The organism is Clostridium moutaii, from assembly GCF_041205085.1.
Classification (GTDB): Bacteria; Bacillota; Clostridia; order Clostridiales; family Clostridiaceae; genus Clostridium_B; species Clostridium_B moutaii.
In genome coordinates, this window is the sequence record NZ_JBGEWD010000010.1 from 87610 (window position 1) to 105512 (window position 17903).

Here is a 17903-nt window from a genome sequence, read left to right on the forward strand (position 1 = left end):
ATATTTTATTTATAAGTTTATCTTTTTTATATCTTTCGAATGTTCCAGTGAACCTTTGTTTTTAACCAACAGTATTTCACTTAAAATGCTAAAAGCTATTTCCTCTGGCTTTTCTGAGGCAATATTAAGTCCTATGGGAGTATATACTTTTTCCAATGTATTTTTTGGTACGCCCTCTTCAATTAATTTATTTAGTATGAATAGGATTTTTTTAGTGCTCCCTATCATTCCCGTATAAGCGGTATCCTTTAGGACAACAGCTTTTAGCGCCTTGAAATCATCTTTATGTCCTTTAGTTACTATTATAACATAAGTTGATTTATCTATGGGGTATTTAGATAGGTTTTCACCTATGTCTCCCTGTACTATTTCATCTGAATCCTTAAAAAAGTCATCATTTGTAAACTCTTCTCTGTCGTCAAATATTGCAGTGTGAAATCCTAATAGCTTACCAAATTTAAATAGGTATTTTCCAATATGTCCTGCGCCCGCTATGATAAGCTTAGGTTTAGGTGTAAATAATTTTATAAATCCATGCAGTTCTCCTCCACATCGCGCATCTAATTCTCCATTTTCAGTTAGATTATAGGAAAATTCTTTTTGTGTATTTTCTTTTATACATTCTATAGATTTTAATATTATTTTATGTTCCATGGGTCCTCCACCTACTGAGCCTGAGATCCTTCCATCTTTCCATACTGCCATTATTGAGCCGGATTTTCTTGGAGTAGAGCCTTTTATATTTGTTATAATGGCTAAAGCCACTGGTTCTCCTCTATAAAGGCTTTCATAAATTTGCTTTAATATTTTGTCTTCCACAATAACTACCTACCTTCAATTTATTATTTTTCAGGCATAAAATAGCCTCCAATACTCCTCCTGCAATATTTCTTGCTTTATCAGAAATTGTAAAGCAATTTTTTTTCTCTGTAGCTCTCGGATCCACATCTGCTATTTTAAGTCCCTTGATTACAGTACTATTGTTTCTTATAATTCCTCTAAGCACACCAGTCAATGGAGCCTTGATTTCCACATTATCTATAATAGCTATATCAGTACCTTTTTTTACTAAATCACCAATTTCCTTAATGTTTTTTATAGTTCCATCGCAGGGGCTATATATTACTCTTTCTTTAGAAAATCCCATTATGTTCCCGGGGTATCCTGTGTTTGGCATAGCACCTCCACTATAAATAATTCTTCCTAGATTATGTCCTCTCATGGTTTCAATAACTACATTTACATCTTCACCTGCTTTAAAACCAGGACCTAAGGCTATAGTTATATCTGCCATATTTATATTTGTGCCCAAATTTTTCTTGGCCAGTATTGCATCAACCAGGATCTTAGGTTTTATGGTATTTAAACAATTACAGTGGGGATCTACAATTATAGGAATTTTATTATTTATCCATGCCTTATATATATTTTTTATGTCTTTTATATATATGGCTGTAATTCCCTCTATTGTAACTTCACCCTCATATATTGCTTCACCATAAGATACTAATCTTCTGATAGAAGTAGGCTTTTTCACTTCCAAGACCAGTACTTTAAAACCACATCTATGAAGCTTTTGGATGGTCCCTGAAGCAATATCGCCCCCTCCTCGAATTACGACAATATCAGTATACATGATAAACCACCCTTATTTTATATTTAACATAGTTTTATAATCATCTGGTGTATCAATATCGAAAATAGGATATTTATTTTTTAATTTTAAAAAGATTACTTTATCAATATTTTTATTTATTATAGATTTTCCACCAGTGTCTTCAGTTAAATTTAAAAGTTTATTTATGTAATCTTTAGAAAAAATAACAGGAGAACCAAGTTCAAGTTTAAACCTAGGTACTATAATAGAATGTTTATGAATTTTAAAACATTCTATTAAGGCATTTATAATATCCGAAGTTAACATAGGTTGATCACCTGTGAAAAACATATACCCATCAGCGGAAGGCGAATTTATAATTCCAAGCTTTATGGATTGGCTTTGTCCAATATAAGCTTTATGATTTTTTACAATTCGTAAACCTTTTTTTTCAGCCAAGTTTATCACCTGTGCATCTTTGGCGATTAAAATGATTTGTCTAAAAGTACAATTTGTTATGGCATCAATGGTATGCTCAAGCAATGGTTTACCTTTGTACGGTAGAAGCAGCTTATTAGTACCCATTCTAGAAGAATATCCTGAAGCCATTATAATAGCATTAATCATCTATAACCTCCCTTATAAATCATGATTAAAGTATTTGGTAAGTTCTGTTTTTTAAACTGCCCACGATTATCTTATTTATATAATTGTGAGCTTTAATATTTTCTGATAATATTTTTGAAAGTACTGTTAAATTTGTATCCTCAACCTTATTAATGAATAAAATTTTCTCACCTAATGCTTTTTTAAATAAACCATTAGGATGAAGTATAAGTGGGAGCAAATGATTTAATGAGACCTTTTCGTTTAAGTGAGAGTGAGTTATTTCCAAGAACTTATCTACTCTATGAATATTATTTGAATTAATTTTCTTACCTAAGCAGGTTATATCAATTATTCCCACAGTCATATTTGTGCCCTTAAAGATCACAGGTTCATTTTCCCTCCAGCCTTTAAGTGGTTTGCCTTTTGAACCATCTGCTTCTATTAGTATATAGTCAAAATCATAAAGCTTTTTTAGCAATACTTCTTCATTCAGTCCTGTTATTTTTGTCTCATTATTTATAGCATTGCCGTAAATATAAATACCTTTTTTAGAAGATGTACAGCAACGCAGAAAGTTTTTTTTACCAATGGACATAAAGTCATACTGTTTTATAGTAGGAACATAAATTTTTGTAGTAGTAGATAATAATACTTTATTGTCCGGTTTAAGTTCTTGTGCCAAATTAAACATAAAAGAGGTTTTGCCTCCAGCTCCAACTATTGATACAACACAATTTTTATATACATTTAATAAATCTTTCAACAATATTTTTAACACCCCGATTATCAGCATGGTAAATGTATATTTTGATTTTTATTAATTATAAGCAATAAGTATACCCAAAATACTGTATTTAACTATTAACATGGGGAATCATACATGGTAGGCTGAGATAAAATGAAGGGTTGTTGGTAAATTGTAAATATAAATTTACAATTATGAAAAACTACTTTATAGAAGACCTTTAACAGATTTTTATTATCAAACTGATAATTGCATATATATTTGATAAATTTAGTACTGCTATAGTGTATAATATAATTAAGTTATATTTTTAGTATAAATACATATCAAACTGATAATTTTTGCTCTATAGGAGTGGGATTTTTAGATTTGCGAGGGATTAATGTATGAGGGAAGCTTCTGTTTTAAAACAAATACAACCTACAGTTGTTAAGTATGCAAATATAATTTCAAATACAATAAATGTAGATGTGGAAATAGTGGATAAGAATTTTTTAAGAATTGCAGGTACAGGCATATATGGTGAAAAGACGGATGAAGATATTTCAACAGAAGGGTATGTATATGATCACGTTTTGAAAACTGGAGAAAGACAAATAATAGAAAATCCGGGTAAGAATTTTTTGTGTAAAAACTGTGATAATAGAAAACATTGCATTGAGAAAATGCAGGTGTCTATGCCTATAATTTATGAAAAAAAGATTATTGGGGTTATAGGATTTATATGTTCAGATGATGAACAAAAACACAGGGTAAAAAAGAATATAAAATCTTATCTGGAAATTTTAGAACAAATTGCAGATTTTATAAGTTCTAAAGTATATGCTCATTTTGAAAATAAGAGAAACAATATGATGATAAACCTTTTAAAGCAGATTATGGATTCTATGGATAAAGGTGTAGTAGTTATGAATGATAAAAATGAGATCGTCCATATGAACAGTAGTGCCATGGATCAGCTTGATGTAAATTCGGGAAGATTTAAACATAGTATACAGATAACTGCTACCAATGAGTATATAGCAGGTACGGAAGTGTATACAGTCATAATGAATGGAAAAAAGTTGTATTTAATGGGACAATTGATTCCAGTTTCTCCGAGGTTGCCTTTCTATGATAAGATATTTATATTTGATAAAATACGAAAGTTAAAGACTGAGATGTATAAAGTGGCAAAAACGCAGAAAATTAAAGTTGATGATATTATAGGAAAGTCCAAGTTGATGATTAAATTAAAAGATAAAATAAAGAAAATGGCTTTTTCTAAATCAACGGTACTTATAACAGGAGAAAGTGGTACAGGAAAAGAATTGATTGCTAAGGCTATACATTCTGAAGGTGACAGGAGAGACAAACCTTTTATAGCAATAAATTGCGGAGCCATACCAGACACTCTTTTGGAAAGTGAATTGTTTGGATATGCAAGAGGTGCTTTCAGTGGAGCAGATCCCAGGGGAAGAATAGGGAAGTTTGAATTGGCCAATGGAGGTATAATATTTTTAGATGAAATTGGAGATATGCCTTTGTATTTACAAGTTAAAATATTAAGGGTGATTCAAGAGAAAAAAATAGTCAGAATAGGATCCAATCAGCTTATGAATTTGGATATACGTGTTATAGCTGCTACTAATAGAGATTTAAAAAAGCTTATAAGGGAAAATAAGTTTAGAGAGGATCTGTATTATCGTCTTAATGTTATACCTATGGAGGTACCGCCACTTAGGTATAGGAAAGAAGACATAGAAATGCTTGCTATGAACATAATTGAAAAATATGATTATATTTTTAATAATTGTATTCATACTATTGATAATAAAGCAAAGCGGTTTTTAATAAACTATCCCTGGCCAGGCAATGTAAGAGAATTAGAAAATACTATAGAATTTATGATAAATATGTCGGATGAAAGTGGAGTTTTGACTGAGGATATGCTTCCTGAAACTATATTGAATTATAAGGAACAATTGGATGGCAATGATTCATCATGTAAATTAATAGAACCACTTAAAGAAGTTGAAAAAAAATATATATTAAGAGCTCTGGACATATATGGATCCGATACAAAAGGTAAACAAAGGGCGGCAAAAAAATTGGGTATAGGTATAGCAACCCTGTACAGGAAGTTAGAAAATATAAAGTGAATTTTTATCAGTTATCATTATGAAAAAAAATATCATAATGATAATTGATATTTTTTTTCTAAAGTATTTTGCAGTTTAGATCTGTTGGATTTTAGGTATGGATTTGTATAAAGTTCTTCTTAAATTGTTATGGAATGATTATTGCTTTTATTTTAAGTTATATAAAAAAGTTATTGCGAAGAGGAGACATAAACAAAATGGATAAGAAAATATTATGGAAAAAAAACACTATTAAAGTAGAGGAAAAAAAGTCCGTGGAATTTTTAAGTCAAAATGAAATTAAAAGGGTTAAAGAATTTCATGAAAGCTTCCCTCAATATTCAGAAACGCCTTTAGTTAATTTGGATAATCTGGCAAAGAAAATTGGAGTAGGTGGTATATATGTAAAAGATGAATCCTATCGTTTTGGATTAAATGCATTTAAAGTTCTTGGAGGATCTTTTTCAATGGGCAGTTATTTGGCTCAAAGGCTTAATAAAGATATTTCAGAACTAGGCTATAAAGAAATCACCTCTGATAAAATAAGAAAAGAGCTGGGAGAAATAACTTTTATAACTGCTACTGATGGAAATCACGGACGTGGAGTTGCATGGACAGCGTCTCAATTAAAACAAAAATCAGTTGTATACATGCCAAAAGGCTCATCTAACAATCGTTTTCAGAACATAAAAAATGAAGGGGCAGATGTTACAATTACTGATTTAAATTATGACGATGCAGTTAGACTGGCTAATAAAAATGCTGAAAAAAATGGATGGGTTATGGTTCAGGATACTGCCTGGGAAGGTTATGAAAAAATACCAACATGGATAATGCAAGGTTATGGAACTATGTCACTGGAAGCTTTGGAGCAATTGAGAAAATTAAAAGTTGAAAGACCTACTCATATATTCATACAGGCTGGAGTTGGATCCCTTGCGGGTTCAGTTCAGGGTTTCTTTGCTTCTGTATTTGGAGATGATTGCCCTAAAACAGTTGTAGTGGAAGCAGATGAAGCAGCTTGTTTATACAAATCTGCAGTGGCAAACGATGGAAAGGTAAGGTCAGTTGGTGGGGATATGCCAACTATAATGGCAGGACTTGCTTGTGGAGAAGCAAATACCATAGGCTGGGAAGTTTTAAAGTCTTATAGCAGTGAATTTGTAGCATGTCCAGATTGGGTTACTGCCAAAGGAATGAGAGTTCTTGGAAATCCATTGAGAGGAGATAATAAAGTTATTTCAGGAGAATCAGGAGCTGTTACAACAGGTCTTTTATGCTCAATAATGACAAGAGATGATTTAAAGGGACTTAGGGAAGAATTAGGATTAGATGAAAATTCAAAAGTACTTTTATTTAGTACAGAGGGTGATACGGATCCAGATAAATATAGAAAGATAGTATGGGATGGAGACTACCAGAGTTTGTAATCCATAGAGATTGTATATATAATAAGTAGTTATGAAATGAAAAATCAGCAATGAATGTTAAAAAGAGGAGAGCAATTGCAGGTATAAAATTATACTCCTCTTTTTATATATAAAATTTTATTTTGATATATTTTTTAAAGGTGTTAAAGAGGAGAATAATATGTATAAGTTCATTTTAAATGGAGTTGAAAAGGTTGTAAATGAAGATAAAAAGCTATTAGATTATCTAAGAGATAATGAAAGGTTGACGTCAGTAAAAAATGGGTGTGGTGAAGGTGCCTGTGGAGCTTGTATGGTATTAATCGACCATAAGGCTGCAAGGGCATGTCTATTTACTTTGTCTAAAGTAGAAGGCAAAAATATAACAACTATTGAAGGGTTCACTCAGAGAGAAAAAGAAATATTTGCGTGGGCCTTTTCCGAAGCTGGAGCAGTACAATGCGGATTCTGTATTCCTGGAATGGTTATAAGTGCTAAATCCCTTATAAACAAAAATTTGAATCCAACGCCTAAAGATATAAAAACAGCTATTAGTGGTAATATATGCAGATGTACTGGATATGTAAAAATAGAAAAAGCTATAAGTATGGCAGCAAAAGCTTTTAGAGAGAGAATTGAGCCCCCTAAAAGGAATTTTAAGGGACTTGTTGGAGAACGAATATACAGAGTTGATGCAAGAAATAAAACATTAGGTACAGCACAATATGCAGGAGACATGTATGTAGATGGAATGTTATATGGCTCGGCTTTAAGAAGTAAATACCCTAGAGCTTTAGTAAAGTCGATAGATACAACTGAGGCTGAGAAGTATCCTGGTGTTGAGGCAGTGCTTACAGCTAAGGATATACCAGGCGAAAGATATTCAGGTCATATAATAAGTGACTGGCCAGTTATGATTGCAGTGGGGGAAGAAACCAGATATTTGGGTGATTCTGTTGCCTTAGTTGCAGCAGAAACCAAAGAAGCTTTACAAAAAGCCCTAGATCTAATTCGGGTGGAGTATGAAGAATTAGAACCATTGATTTCTCCGGAAAGAGCTATGGAAGAAGGTGCTTCTAAGGTGCACCCTAAAGGGAATGTACTTTCAAGAGAAGTCTTGAAAAGAGGCAATGCGGATGAAGTTATATCAAAATCCAAGTATGTAGTTAACCAAAGGTATTCAGTACCTTTTACAGAACATGCTTTTTTAGAGCCGGAGTCCTCGCTGGCTATGCCTTATGGTGATGGGGTTAAAGTGTATACCGGAACACAGGGAGTATATGATGATCGTAGGGAAATCTCCAATATCTTAGGTTTGGCTCCTGAAAGAGTGAGGGTAATTAGCAAATATGTTGGTGGAGGATTTGGCGGAAAGGAAGATATGAGCGTTCAACATTATGCAGCTCTTCTAGCTTGGTATACTAAAAAACCAGTTAAAGTCACTTTAAGTCGTAGAGAAAGTATCATTATACACCCTAAAAGACATGCTATGGAAATGGAATTTACAACATCATGTGATGAGAAAGGAATTTTAACAGCTTTGAAAGCAAAGATTATATCTGATACCGGTGCCTACGCCTCTCTTGGAGGACCTGTGCTTCAAAGAGCTTGTACACATGCAGGAGGACCTTATAATTATCAAAATGTAGAGGTTGAGGGAACTGCAGTGTATACAAATAATCCTCCAGGAGGGGCTTTTAGAGGATTTGGAGTCACCCAATCTGTCTTTGCTATAGAATGTAATTTGAATTTACTGGCACAAAAAGTTGGTATATCACCTTGGGAGATCAGATATAAAAATGCCATTGAACCAGGTGAGGTACTTCCTAATGGGCAAGTGGCAGGAGATGATGTAGCTTTTAAACAAACTCTTCTGGCAGTAAAAGATGAATATGAAAAATATCCTTATACCGGAATAGCCAGTTGTTTTAAAAACAGTGGTATAGGAGTAGGACTTCCGGATATAGGTAGATGTGGATTGACTATAATAGATGGTAAGGTGCATATAAGAACTAGTGCAGCTTGTATAGGCCAGGGTCTTGCTACTATGGTTACTCAAGTACTTTGTGAAACTGCAGGTATCTCTCCATGTGATGTAACAGTGGACTCTCCAGATACTGAGATTACACCTGATTCAGGTACGACTACTGCCTCAAGGCAAACTGTTTTTACAGGAGAAGCCACTAGGTTAGTAGCGTTAAAACTTAAGAAAGCCTTGAAAAGTAAATCAGTCAAAGAGTTGGAAGGTAGGGATTTTTATGCAGAGTATTCGGGAGTTACAGATCCAATAAATTCAGATAAACCTAATCCTATAAGCCATGTAGCATATGGTTATGCAACTCAAGTAGCAGTTTTAGATGAAAAAGGAGTAGTTGAAAAGATAATAGCTGCTCACGATGTAGGGAAGGCCATAAATCCAACTAATATTGAAGGCCAGATAGAAGGTGGAGTTGTAATGGGACTTGGATATGCACTTACGGAGGATTATCCATTGAAAAATTCAGTACCTACAGCTAAATTTGGGACTTTAGGACTTTTTAGAGCACCAAAAGTTCCAGAAATAGAAACTATAATAATACAGGGTAATAATTCTTTCCTCGCATGCGGAGCCAAGGGAATAGGAGAAATAACCTGTATTCCCACAGCACCAGCGATTCAGGGAGCTTATTTCAAGTTAGATGGGAAATTTAGAACTAAGCTGCCGCTAGAAGATACAGCTTATAGAAAAAATATTAGAGGCAAATTTTAAGCTATAATGAAATCCTTACACAAATTAAATTGTGCAAGGATTTTTTACTAATTATTTTTTCCGCAGCAATGTTTATATTTTTTACCACTTCCACATGGGCAGGGGTCATTTCTACCTATTTTGTTTTTATTGATTATTGTTTTAGAAGCAACCCAGCTTTTATGAATTTCCCTTCTTTTTTCTTCCGAAAAGATAGAATTCCATTGGGGAAGTTTATATAGGTAATCAGCCTTTGCATCTAACATGTTATAGTATAGTTTTTCAAAATCAATCTCTATGTCAATAGTCGAGATTTCCTCCAAGTTTTCTAATTCTAAAGGTTTTTTAATACTTTGATTTATTCCATCTAAAAATCCTGTAAAAAATATTGATGAAGTTTTAAATTTTTCAGCTAGATCTTTTATTGTTCCACTTATGGTAGAGTCATGTTGAGATAATATTTCCATATAAATATTTTTTTCAATCGAACCGTATTCTCGCCAGAAAGCAGCTTCACCTTTTTCCTTTACAAAATTTACTACCATGTCTGTCCATTCTTTATACAAATTCATATTTTATCCTGCTGCATATATTTTAGCAGCAGTACCTCCTCTCAAAGTTTGAAAATAAATTTTAAATAAGTAGTATTTAGTTTCTACCTGAATGTTCTATATCACTTTTTCCAATGGGTTTGGACAAGTTGAAATTGTTTCCCCAAACGTTGGAGTCCTTATTATCTATAAAAATTTTAACTTTTTTTATAGTAGGAAGTTGTTCAAGAGAAAAAATTATACTCTTTAAACAAGCTTCTTCTCTAGTATAGGTCATTTTGATATTAGCTTCTTTACTTAGATCCAAATAAGCAATATTATCTTTTATTGAGATGCTTATAATCCTGCTATCTTTAGGAAGTATAGGAGTTAATTTGCTGTTCACAGAGGGACCTTTTATTAATTCGTTCACTATTGTTTCAGCTAACAGCTCATCTTTTTTTATGACTCTACTTTCTTTTGTCATTTCAACAGTATTTGATTTATCTGAAGAATTGAAATAAATATCTAAATCCAATAAATTAGTTTTTTCTTTTGAAAGAACTATATCTTTTTCTTTCTGTTTATTGTTCATGCTTAAGTTATCTTTTTTTTCACAGGCAGTCAGTGTTAAGCTAGAAAACGCAATTGTAGAACATAGTAATATGTTAAAGATTTTTTTCATATCTTATCACCTTTTTATTAAAAATTTATAAAATTGCTAGGCCCATCACGTTTCGCCATAGATATATTTACATCTATATTTAATTTAACACCAGCCTCGTTTAAAGTAGTTACTACAGTTTGGTAGGCTAACTCAGGATAATTGTTTGTCTTGCTTAAATGTCCTAAGATAATCCTTTTAAATCTGCCATTTAAAATATCCAATATAGCTTTTCCACAATCATCATTGGATAAATGACCTATTTTACTTAAAATTCTTCTTTTCAGCTCATAAGGATATGGACCAAATTTTAGCATTTCTACATCATGATTGCTTTCTAAAAGTAATACATCTGAATTTTTCAATATAGATTTAGTTCTTTCTGAAATAAATCCTAAGTCTGTTGCTACACAGGCTCTTTTATTGCCGCAATTAATTGCATAGCCATAAGGATCTACAGCATCATGAGATATAGAGTAACTTGTTATATCCATGTCTTTTATGTTTATATAATTATTAGAAATTATTTTAATATTATTTTCCTTTATCTTGCCAATACACTTTATCATAGCCTTCCATGTAAGAGAATTTGCATATATAGGTATATTGTATTTTCTAGATAAAACACCTACTCCCTTAATATGATCAATGTGTTCATGGGTAACTAATATTGCATCTATTTCATTGGGATTGTAACCAATTTTTACAAGAGCCTTTTCTATACTTTTCCCGGAAAGACCTGCGTCTATTAAAATTTTAGCACTATGAGATGCTAAAAATATACTATTTCCACTGCTGCCGCTGTACAAAGGACAAAAAATCATATTAAAATACTCCCCATAATATTATTTAGAATAAGATACTCTTCTTATATCAGCACCTAAGGCCTTGAATTTGTCTTCTATATTTGGATATCCTCTATCAATATGTTCAATACTTAAGACTTCAGTAGTACCCTCTGCAATAAGGCCAGCTATTACCATTGCCGCGCCAGCTCTTAGATCTGTGGCTTTCACTATAGCACCACTTAGTTTATTTACTCCATCTATAATTGCAGTTCTACCTTCAACTTTGATATTAGCACCCATCTTTTTTAGTTCATCTACATGTTTAAATCTGCTTTCCCATATGCTTTCATTTATGATGCTTCTGCCTTTAGCTACAGTTAAAAGCGCACTGAGAGGTTGTTGTACATCAGTGGGGAAACCAGGGTAAGGCTGAGTCTTAATATTTACGCCCCTCAGCTTCCCATTAGATTTCACAGTTATGGAATCACCATCCTCTGTTATTTCGGCACCCATTTCGATAAGTTTTGCTGATATGGACTCCAAATGTTTAGGTATAATATTTTCTACGACAACCTCCCCCCCACATGCTGTGGCAGCAATCATATATGTACCTGCTTCTATCTGATCCGGTATAACGCTGTAAGAACATCCTTTCAGTTCCTTTACGCCTACAATTCGTATTGCCTCAGTACCGGCACCCTTGATATTTGCTCCCATGCTGTTTAAAAAATTTGCCACATCTACTACATGAGGTTCCTTTGCTACGTTCTCTAGAGTAGTTATACCTTCGGCAAGTGTGGCAGCCAGCATCACATTTATGGTGGCGCCTACACTTACTACATCAAAAAATATACTAGTTCCAATTAATTTGTCAGCCCTTACTACTACACATCCGTGCTTGATTTCCACTTTGGCACCTAATGCCTCAAAACCTTTTATATGTTGATCTATAGGTCTAACGCCTATGGGGCACCCCCCAGGTAGTTCAACTCTGGCTTTTTTAAATCTGCCAAGCAAGGCACCTATAAGGTAATAGGAAGCTCTCATCTTTCTCACGTCGTCAGTATTTGCATCTATGCTATTTATAGTAGTGCTATCAATTACTACTGAATTTTTACCTGTTTTTATTTTGCAGCCTAAGCTTGCAAGAATTCTCTCTATACAGTGAACATCTTCTATATTAGGAATATTATCAATTGAACATATGCCACTACTAGCCATTATTGAGGCTGGTAATATTGCAACAGCAGCATTTTTTGCGCCATTAATTTCTATAGAACCGGAAAGAGGATTTCCACCGTTAATTACCAATTTATCCATTCATATATCCATCCTTATCACAAATTTATATTTATATAAAGTTTAGAAAATCTCAAAATTTAATTCATATTACACAAAATTTATTATATCATAATTTTATATTATTTTAACACAAAATTTAAAAATATGGGTAGAAGGTTAAAATAATTATTTCCAAAAGTAAAAATCCAGTTTTAATAAAAATAAAACTGGATTTTATGTGTAATACTATTTTAGATGGATAAAGCTTAAAGCAATTAGTCTTTCATAAAGCTTCCACAATCAGTGCATTGAACATCTTTTGCCATTGACTCATGTTTTGTAACTTGTATTTTATCTAGTGTACAATGATTGGTATCCTTTGCATGGTATTTACATTCATTAACTATGCAGCCAATACTGTTATTGTGATTAGTATTCATAATAACACCTCTTCTTTTATAAATTTTATAACAATAATAGTCTTTCACTATTAGATGTTTTATATACTAAAAATTATTGAAAATTTTTAGCATTATGAAGATGGTGATTCTGTGATATAATATTATAAATGAAGTATATATTTATAATATTATTTGGGGGACTGATAAAATAATGAAGTACTATTTAGTAGCCTTGTTTGATAGGGACTCTTATTCATATATTGAACATATACAAAAAAATATATGTAGGAAATATAGGTTGTATAGAAATATGCCAGTTTTACATATAACTCTTGAAGTTGTGGAAAATCCAGATGTAGATAAATTTGACAAAATTGTTTCGGAAATAATAAAACCATATAAAAAGTTTAAAGTTGAGATAAATGGGGCCATTTGTTTTGAACCTCCTTATAAATCTGTGAATTTAAGGATAGAAAACAAAGGATATATTATAAGATTGGCAAGACAAATAAATGAAAAGTTAAAATTGTATAAATTTGATGTTAGGAAAGATATAAATAATTGGGATTTACACATTTCGTTGGCCAATACCAATTATGCTATGAGAGAATGGAGTTCTAAAGAATATTCAGCAGCTTGTGAAAGTGTTAAAAGAGAAGAAGTGCATAAAATGGCTAGAATTGATAGGATAGCACTCTGGAAACCAATAAATAATAAAAAAGAAATGCTAATAAAAAATTTCCCTTTAAAAGACTTTTAAATATTTAACAAAAATGAGAGTAAGATTTAATCTTACTCTCATTTTTTATATTAAATATCTAACAAATTTTTTTTGTATACTGAGTATAAATGTCTTAATTCTGACATCTTTTCTTCAGCTTCTATTTGAAGTTTGGAAACTTCCTCATAATTTTTGTTTTCAGATGCAATTCTTATTCTTGAAAATAAACTTTTTTTAGAATAGGAATCTTTCATTAAATAGTACCTCAACTCTTCTATTTTCATCCAATTGGCTACATCCAGATCCAGTGCCTTATCTATAGAATGAAGCATTTTATAGTTTCTTATTTCATTACAGAATTCATTTATGATTCTGTGATTTATTTCTATCAACCATCTTTTTGTAGCACCAAGTTTAAAACTGTTTATTAATTTGTCATTCAATATATTATCCTTAACTAATACAGCTTTCTTTTCAGGATATTTATCAATAGCAGAGAGATTGTCATACACAGTTGCAGGAGCTTTACCAAAGAATTTTTCTCTTTCTTCATCGGTAAAATCCTCAAATATATTCTCTTCAGTTCTATAGGCTCTTTCCTTTTCCAAATAATCTGCCTCTTCTCCAGGTTTTTTAGAAAGTTCAGATAAAAGATCATCTTCTGTTTTATTATTTTTTAAAGCATAGTTTATTCCATCCATTATGGCCATATATATTGCAGATACAGCCAAGTAAGTATTGGTGCGTGGATTTGGAGCTCTGAGTTCAAATCTTGTGGCTAAAGGATTTACAAGATCTCTTATAACACCTATAAGTACCGTCCTATTCCTTGAAGGTAAATCAACAGAATGTCCTATAGAGGTCACAATACAAATTGGAGCCTCAAATCCTGGCTTTAGCCTTCTAAGCGAATCAGTTGTAGAGGAAACAAAAGGATTAATAACTTCATAATTTTTAAGTATACCCATTACGGAAGAGTATCCAAAAACACTTAAGAAGTGATTTTTAGTAGAAGAAAATAAATTTATTTTCTTATTATTTTTTAATTTCAGAGCTAATCCTATATGAGTGTGTTCACCACTGCCAGCCACTCCATCTATAGGTTTAGCAAGGAAGGTAACTTCAAGTCCATTATTTCTGAAGGTTTCTTTGACAATACTTTTTACAAGAAGTTCATTGTCAGCACATTGTACAGCAGTAGAATATTTCCAATCTATTTCCAACTGTTCCATTATGTGATTGAAATTTCCAGATTCATCAATTTGAGCTTTTACCCCGCCTACTTCCTTATGACCCATTTCCGGTTCCAGACCATATAGTTCCATAGTCAAAATAGTTTGCTCTAAGGCTGTTCTAACAGCACCTTTTGTTCTTGTCCAGTATTGTTCTTGAAGCACTTGAGATGTAGAAAGTTCCTCAATTTCAGCTTCATTATTAGGTGTCTTCACCCAAAATTCCAATTCAGTTGCACAGGTGGCAACTACGTCATCTATATCTTCATATTTTATGTTAAAAGAAGATAGAGAATCCGGGTGATCTTTGAATAAATTCAGAAGGTTTGATTTGAAGTGTTGTATACAATTCTTTAAGGTGTATCTTGAATCTACAGCTTTGTTTTCATGATATAAAAAGCAGGGAATTCTCAGGGTTCCGATGGGTTTTTCCGTTTCGGGATCTTCATTGTCTTTATTATATTCTACATACCAGTTTACGTCCAAGTCACATATCATGTCTACTTTTGCGTTGTTTAAACTGGCGATTCCAGGAAGAACTACAGATGAGCCATCAGTTTGGATTGCACCCTTTAAAAAGGCGTTTATATCCTCTAAGAGAATTTTAATGGGAATTTTTTCATCAGTGTCATTTCCAGAAAGGTCTATACCTATTAGGGATACGAATTTTATTTCTGGATGGGAAGTTAAGATTTTTTTTAAGTTTTCTTCCGAGTGCATTTCTTTAGGCACTATATAGATCAGATCTTTTAACATGGTTTTCCCTCCTATAAATAGTTTAGAAGAGTAAATTAATACTCTAATCATTGTGCATAATAAATCTATAATTTATATTTTTAAATTTTATATACATATGATTTTATAATTAATATGTGTATATGTCAATATATTTTGAAGGAATTTATAGTCGAAATTGCAATATTGTTAAAATATAAGTGCCTCGCATTTTATTAGGAGTATAAAATAAAAAAATAATGTATATTTATGCAGATGTTTTAAAATTTGTATACTTTAAATCTATAATATATAATATATATAATAAAATAATATTTATTGATTAGAATTAATGAGGTGATAAAGTGGAGTCAGAGGACAGACCAATTGGTTTTTTTGATTCTGGAATAGGCGGCATAAGTGTTTTAAGAGAAGCTGTTAAAGTTTTACCAAATGAGGATTTTGTGTATTTTGGAGATTCAAAGAGGGCTCCTTACGGAGTAAGGAATGTAGAACAAGTAAAAGAACTTACATTTAATGCTGTAGAATTTTTATTGAAGAAAAATATAAAAGCATTGGTTATTGCATGCAATACTGCTACTAGTGCAGCTATAATAGATTTAAGAAAAAGATATAGCAAGTATATGCCAGTAATAGGTATAGAACCAGCCTTAAAACCAGCAGTAGAATTTAATAGAAAAGGGAAAATAGTGATAATGGCGACTCCTATGACATTATCAGAAAAGAAATTTAATAACCTTATGAGAAAATATGATAAAAATTCAATAATAAAGCCACTGCCTTGCCCAGGACTTGTTGAGCTTATCGAACAGGGCATAATAGAAGGAAAAAAGATTGAGGATTATTTAAAGATGAAATTGGATCCTTTAAAGGATTATGGAATTGCAGCTGTTGTATTGGGTTGTACTCATTATCCATTTATAAGGAAGAGCATATCTAAAGTATTAGATGATGATGTACCAATAATAGATGGAAGCAAAGGTACTGTAGAACAGCTGAAAAGGCAGTTGATTAAGTATAATATTGTAATTAACAATAGAGATAGAGTAGGAAATATAAAGATATTTAATTCTATGAATAGTCAGGATATTATAGGATTAAGTTATAAGCTTTTAAGGGCAGAAAATTAATTATAAGATTTTATTATGTATATTGATGCTTTTTCGTAACCTTTGCAAATTGATTTTAGAAGTCTGAGAAAGGATGGATGAGGATGTCTTCCCAGAACAATAGAACTATACTCATGTATGGATTTGACAAAAATACTGAAAAAATTATAGAGAAAATAGGTAAGAACTTCAATGTTGATAATTTTAAAGTAATAAAAAATCATATGACAGGAGTTAAGATAAGGGATATACTGGAAGGAAATTTAAAAGAGCAAGATAACTTTTATGATGTACAAGAGAAAGTAGTATTATTCAATGATCTAACTGACAGGCAGATAAGCGGCATTATGAGTGAATTAAAGAGCAAGGTTAATGAAAGACCTATTTTAGCTGTGGTAACTGAAACTTCTATTGATTGGAGTTTCAATTATTTATTAGATCACCTTTTACAGGAGAGAGCATGGTTTGAAAAAAATAATAAAGTTTCTGAATAGCATAATATTAAGTCAAATTAATTATATTATGCAATATAGCTGAGGTATTGGGAGGGAAAAATGAGTAGAATAGGAGAAAAAATAAAATCTGCAAGAATGGAATCGGGAATTAGTCAAAAAAAGCTTGCTAAGAAGTTAGGAGTTTCTGAAGGGTTTATCAATGAAGTGGAAATGGGGAAAAAAATAGCTAATCAAGAAATAATTGATAGAATTTCAAAAATTTTAGGTAAGGATATGAATGATATAACCATGTCTTTTGAAGAACAGGTATATCAAGAAGAAAAAAAGGAGAAATTTTCTCCAGTGCCCAGTAAAAATGAAAAGGTGAAAGATATCTGGAATGAAGCTTTTGGCTCGGTTCTAAAAAAAATACCTGTTTATAAATATAAAATGGATAGTCCTATTGGATTCAAACAGCTTCCTTTAGTTGAAAATAAAATAGAAGGATATGCACAGGATAAGGTATTATATTTAAAAATAGAAAGCGAGGATATGGAAGGTTTCAGAATACACAAGGGGGATTTAGCCTTTGCACATATTACTGGAGAAGTAAAAAGCAATTCCATATATTTAGTGGAATATGATGAAAAGAGGGAATTAAGACAAATAAAAAAATTGGATTCTAATAAAATGCTTCTTATAAGCGGTAAAAATACTATAAGAACTGAAACCATTGAGATTAAAAATTTAAAGGTGATTGCAAAGTTAGATAAAGTGGAGATTATGTTATAAATAGATTG

The 17903-nt window shown here is 31.9% G+C and carries 17 protein-coding genes; 7 read left to right on the forward strand and 10 right to left on the reverse strand.

Translation table 11 applies throughout. The annotated features are described in order from the left end of the window. Window positions 1–9: 9 nt before the first annotated feature. From AB8U03_RS11500 to yqeC, 4 genes are read right to left on the reverse strand one after another with little or no spacing between them, the layout of a single operon-like run. Window positions 10–819, reverse strand: a complete 810-nt coding sequence (locus AB8U03_RS11500; RefSeq protein ID WP_369704696.1) for an XdhC family protein — start codon at window positions 817–819, stop codon at window positions 10–12. After that, window positions 788–1636, reverse strand: coding sequence for a selenium-dependent molybdenum cofactor biosynthesis protein YqeB (gene yqeB / locus AB8U03_RS11505; protein WP_369704697.1), 849 nt, complete (start codon window positions 1634–1636; stop codon window positions 788–790). Before yqeB ends, AB8U03_RS11500 begins: the two co-directional genes overlap by 32 nt. A gap of 12 nt (window positions 1637–1648) precedes the next feature. Then, the gene (gene mocA / locus AB8U03_RS11510) at window positions 1649–2224 is read right to left on the reverse strand and encodes a molybdenum cofactor cytidylyltransferase (protein ID WP_369704698.1); all 576 of its coding nucleotides are present in this window, start codon (window positions 2222–2224) and stop codon (window positions 1649–1651) included. Window positions 2225–2249: 25 nt separating this feature from the next. After that, window positions 2250–2972 (reverse strand): selenium cofactor biosynthesis protein YqeC, encoded by a 723-nt coding sequence (gene yqeC, locus AB8U03_RS11515; protein ID WP_369704699.1) that lies wholly within the window; start codon window positions 2970–2972, stop codon window positions 2250–2252. A 365-nt stretch (window positions 2973–3337) separates the two neighbouring features. Between yqeC and AB8U03_RS11520 the strand changes: the two genes are divergently transcribed. From AB8U03_RS11520 to xdh, 3 genes are all read left to right on the forward strand, one after another. Then, a complete protein-coding gene (locus AB8U03_RS11520; protein ID WP_369704700.1) occupies window positions 3338–5092 on the forward strand; it encodes a sigma-54-dependent Fis family transcriptional regulator in 1755 nt (584 codons plus the stop codon). Between the two features lie 197 nt (window positions 5093–5289). Then, window positions 5290–6501, forward strand: coding sequence for a diaminopropionate ammonia-lyase (gene dpaL, locus AB8U03_RS11525; protein WP_369704701.1), 1212 nt, complete (start codon window positions 5290–5292; stop codon window positions 6499–6501). Window positions 6502–6661: 160 nt separating this feature from the next. After that, a complete protein-coding gene (gene xdh / locus AB8U03_RS11530; protein WP_369704702.1) occupies window positions 6662–9229 on the forward strand; it encodes a selenium-dependent xanthine dehydrogenase in 2568 nt (855 codons plus the stop codon). Between the two features lie 47 nt (window positions 9230–9276). On the opposite strand, the gene AB8U03_RS11535 is transcribed toward xdh, so the two are convergent. From AB8U03_RS11535 to AB8U03_RS11555, 5 genes are all read right to left on the reverse strand, one after another. Continuing rightward, a complete protein-coding gene (locus tag AB8U03_RS11535) occupies window positions 9277–9780 on the reverse strand; it encodes an SEC-C metal-binding domain-containing protein (RefSeq protein WP_369704703.1) in 504 nt (167 codons plus the stop codon). A 76-nt stretch (window positions 9781–9856) separates the two neighbouring features. Next, window positions 9857–10423, reverse strand: a complete 567-nt coding sequence (locus AB8U03_RS11540; RefSeq protein ID WP_369704704.1) for a GerMN domain-containing protein — start codon at window positions 10421–10423, stop codon at window positions 9857–9859. A 17-nt stretch (window positions 10424–10440) separates the two neighbouring features. After that, window positions 10441–11226 (reverse strand): MBL fold metallo-hydrolase, encoded by a 786-nt coding sequence (locus AB8U03_RS11545; protein WP_369704705.1) that lies wholly within the window; start codon window positions 11224–11226, stop codon window positions 10441–10443. Between the two features lie 21 nt (window positions 11227–11247). After that, window positions 11248–12510 (reverse strand): UDP-N-acetylglucosamine 1-carboxyvinyltransferase, encoded by a 1263-nt coding sequence (locus tag AB8U03_RS11550; protein ID WP_369704706.1) that lies wholly within the window; start codon window positions 12508–12510, stop codon window positions 11248–11250. 236 nt (window positions 12511–12746) lie between these two features. Then, complete coding sequence (locus AB8U03_RS11555) at window positions 12747–12911, reverse strand: DUF1540 domain-containing protein (RefSeq protein WP_369704707.1); 165 nt, start codon at window positions 12909–12911, stop codon at window positions 12747–12749. Window positions 12912–13083: 172 nt separating this feature from the next. Between AB8U03_RS11555 and AB8U03_RS11560 the strand changes: the two genes are divergently transcribed. Then, window positions 13084–13632 (forward strand): 2'-5' RNA ligase family protein, encoded by a 549-nt coding sequence (locus AB8U03_RS11560; RefSeq protein WP_369704708.1) that lies wholly within the window; start codon window positions 13084–13086, stop codon window positions 13630–13632. Window positions 13633–13682: 50 nt separating this feature from the next. On the opposite strand, the gene AB8U03_RS11565 is transcribed toward AB8U03_RS11560, so the two are convergent. Further along, window positions 13683–15581 (reverse strand): type I glutamate--ammonia ligase, encoded by a 1899-nt coding sequence (locus tag AB8U03_RS11565; protein WP_369704709.1) that lies wholly within the window; start codon window positions 15579–15581, stop codon window positions 13683–13685. A 323-nt stretch (window positions 15582–15904) separates the two neighbouring features. Here AB8U03_RS11565 and murI point away from each other — a divergent pair, with 323 nt between their 5' ends. From murI to AB8U03_RS11580, 3 genes are all read left to right on the forward strand, one after another. Continuing rightward, the gene (murI, locus tag AB8U03_RS11570; protein ID WP_369704710.1) at window positions 15905–16690 is read left to right on the forward strand and encodes a glutamate racemase; all 786 of its coding nucleotides are present in this window, start codon (window positions 15905–15907) and stop codon (window positions 16688–16690) included. Between the two features lie 83 nt (window positions 16691–16773). Next, window positions 16774–17163 (forward strand): DUF3783 domain-containing protein, encoded by a 390-nt coding sequence (locus AB8U03_RS11575; RefSeq protein WP_369704711.1) that lies wholly within the window; start codon window positions 16774–16776, stop codon window positions 17161–17163. A gap of 60 nt (window positions 17164–17223) precedes the next feature. Then, window positions 17224–17895: a helix-turn-helix domain-containing protein gene (locus AB8U03_RS11580; RefSeq protein ID WP_369704712.1), complete on the forward strand. Its 672-nt coding sequence runs from the start codon at window positions 17224–17226 to the stop codon at window positions 17893–17895. The last annotated feature ends 8 nt before the right edge of the window (window positions 17896–17903 follow it).

Excerpts from the sequence above, each read along its gene's own strand:
- AB8U03_RS11565 (WP_369704709.1), bottom strand. The coding sequence starts at position 15,581 with ATGTTAAAAGATCTGATCTATATAGTGCCTAAAGAAATGCACTCGGAA.
- xdh (WP_369704702.1), top strand. The coding sequence starts at position 6,662 with ATGTATAAGTTCATTTTAAATGGAGTTGAAAAGGTTGTAAATGAAGAT.
- dpaL (WP_369704701.1), top strand. The coding sequence starts at position 5,290 with ATGGATAAGAAAATATTATGGAAAAAAAACACTATTAAAGTAGAGGAA.
- AB8U03_RS11550 (WP_369704706.1), bottom strand. The coding sequence starts at position 12,510 with ATGGATAAATTGGTAATTAACGGTGGAAATCCTCTTTCCGGTTCTATA.
- AB8U03_RS11560 (WP_369704708.1), top strand. The coding sequence starts at position 13,084 with ATGAAGTACTATTTAGTAGCCTTGTTTGATAGGGACTCTTATTCATAT.
- AB8U03_RS11580 (WP_369704712.1), top strand. The coding sequence starts at position 17,224 with ATGAGTAGAATAGGAGAAAAAATAAAATCTGCAAGAATGGAATCGGGA.
- AB8U03_RS11555 (WP_369704707.1), bottom strand. The coding sequence starts at position 12,911 with ATGAATACTAATCACAATAACAGTATTGGCTGCATAGTTAATGAATGT.
- AB8U03_RS11540 (WP_369704704.1), bottom strand. The coding sequence starts at position 10,423 with ATGAAAAAAATCTTTAACATATTACTATGTTCTACAATTGCGTTTTCT.
- AB8U03_RS11520 (WP_369704700.1), top strand. The coding sequence starts at position 3,338 with ATGAGGGAAGCTTCTGTTTTAAAACAAATACAACCTACAGTTGTTAAG.
- AB8U03_RS11545 (WP_369704705.1), bottom strand. The coding sequence starts at position 11,226 with ATGATTTTTTGTCCTTTGTACAGCGGCAGCAGTGGAAATAGTATATTT.
- mocA (WP_369704698.1), bottom strand. The coding sequence starts at position 2,224 with ATGATTAATGCTATTATAATGGCTTCAGGATATTCTTCTAGAATGGGT.
- AB8U03_RS11575 (WP_369704711.1), top strand. The coding sequence starts at position 16,774 with ATGTCTTCCCAGAACAATAGAACTATACTCATGTATGGATTTGACAAA.
- yqeB (WP_369704697.1), bottom strand. The coding sequence starts at position 1,636 with ATGTATACTGATATTGTCGTAATTCGAGGAGGGGGCGATATTGCTTCA.
- AB8U03_RS11535 (WP_369704703.1), bottom strand. The coding sequence starts at position 9,780 with ATGAATTTGTATAAAGAATGGACAGACATGGTAGTAAATTTTGTAAAG.